The organism is Streptomyces sp. SID3343, from assembly GCF_009865215.1.
GTDB lineage: Bacteria > Actinomycetota > Actinomycetes > Streptomycetales > Streptomycetaceae > Embleya.
This window is the reverse complement of the sequence record NZ_WWJX01001346.1, coordinates 1-1,880: the sequence shown is the minus strand read 5'-3', so window position 1 is coordinate 1,880 and position 1,880 is coordinate 1. Positions and strand designations below refer to the sequence as shown.

General features: G+C 72.0%; 1 protein-coding gene. It reads left to right on the top strand.

The window, feature by feature from the left end; translation table 11 throughout:
* The coding region (locus GT354_RS42675) for an AAA family ATPase (RefSeq protein WP_161362242.1) at positions 1–1,857 on the top strand (1,857 nt) is incomplete at its 5' end.
* Positions 1,858–1,880: the final 23 nt, after the last annotated feature.

The following is a 1,880-nucleotide window of genomic DNA, read 5'->3' as shown; positions in this document are numbered from 1 at the left end:
CGGCTGCGCGCGGGCGCCGGCCTGCTGCGGTTCGAGCCGAGCGTGCGCGCGGCGGCGCAGTTGTTCTGGGCGTTCAGACCGCCACCGGAGCAGCGCGGGCCGTGGACCACCCGCGCGCAATCGTTGGCCCGGGCCCGGGAGACCTACGGGCCGGTGCCGGCGATCGGCGAGCTGGCGCGGGAACTGGGCGAGCGGGCGCACGAGTTCTCGGCCGGGTCGACTCCGGGGCCCGGTGCCGACGACGCGGTGGGGGCGTACCTGTTCGAGGAACTGGCAGCCGGTGGGCCGCGTTTCACCACCAGTACGGGCGCGCGGGCGCTGCTGGCGGGCTTTCGCGAGTCGCTCGGTGGCGACGGTTCGCCCGCCGCGAAGGACTTCGCCGAGGATCTGCGCCGGCTGGCCGACGATCTGGCCGCGCGGCGGCAACTCGCCGACGCGTGGATGGGCGCCTATGTCCAGGCGAGCGAGAGCGCCACGGCTCGTGAGCTGCCGGAGGCGGTGGCGATCGAGGTGTGCGGTGCCGCGCTCGATCGGCGCGATGTGACCGCGCCGATCGAGGCGTCGGTGACCGGCCTGCTCGGCACCCATCCGCGGCTCGCGAACGGCGGGTCGCTGACTGTGCGATTGGACGAATTCCTGTCGCGTACGGCCGAGTTCCGGCGTACTCGGGTGCCCGCGTACCGCGCGTACGAGCAGCGGCGGGCGCAGTTGCTCGCCGCCGAGCGGGCTCGGCTTCGGTTGGAGACGTACGTTCCCGAGGTGATGTCGGCGTTCGTGCGCAACCGGCTCATCGACGAGGTCTACCTCCCGTTGATCGGCGACAACCTCGCCAAGCAGCTCGGCGCGGCCGGCGACGAACGCCGCACCGACAGTCAGGGTTTGTTGCTGTTGTTGTCGCCGCCCGGCTACGGCAAGACCACGCTGATGGAATACGTCGCGGCCAGGCTCGGCCTGGTGTTCGTCAAGATCGACGGTCCCGCGCTCGGGTCCGGCACGCGCTCGCTCGACCCCGCCGCCGCACCGGACGCCGCCGCCCGGCGGGAGGTGGAGAAGATCGGTTTCGCGTTGGAGCTGGGCAACAACGTGCTCCTGCATCTCGACGACATCCAGCACGTCTCGCCCGAGCTGTTGGAGAAGTTCATCTCGCTGTGCGACGCGCAGCGCCGCATGGAGGGTGTGTGGGACGGCGAGGCCCGCTCGTACGACCTGCGGGGCAAGCGGTTCGCGATGTGCATGGCCGGCAACCCGTACACCGAGTCGGGGCAGCGATTCCACATCCCCGACATGCTCGCCAACCGCGCCGACGTGTGGAATCTCGGCGATGTCCTGGGCGGCAAGGAGGAGTTGTTCGCGCTGAGCCACATCGAGAACGCGCTGACCGCCAACCCGGTCCTCGCGCCGGTCGCCACGCGCGACCGCGCGGACGTCGATCTGCTGGTGCGGCTCGCGCGCGGCGACCGCACCGCGCGCGCGGACCGGCTCGCGCACCCGTATCCGGCGGCCGAACTGGACCGGATCCTGGCCGTGTTGCGCAGCCTGCTCCACGTGCGCGAGACGGTGCTCGCGGTCAACCGCGCGTACATCCTCTCCGCCGGGCAGACCGACGGCTCGCGCACCGAGCCGCCGTTTCGGCTGCAGGGCTCGTATCGGGACACCAACCGGCTCGCCGAGCGCATCGTGCCGGTGATGAACGAGGCCGAGATCGAGACGCTCGTGGACGACCACTACCTCGCGGAGGCGCAGACCCTCACCGCCGACGCCGAGGCGAACCTGCTCAAACTCGCCGAGCTGCGGGGGCGGCTGACGGGCGATCAGGCGGCGCGGTGGGAGGCCGTGAAGCGGGGCTATCGGGGGTGAGGGGCGGGTGGGGGCGCGTCGGT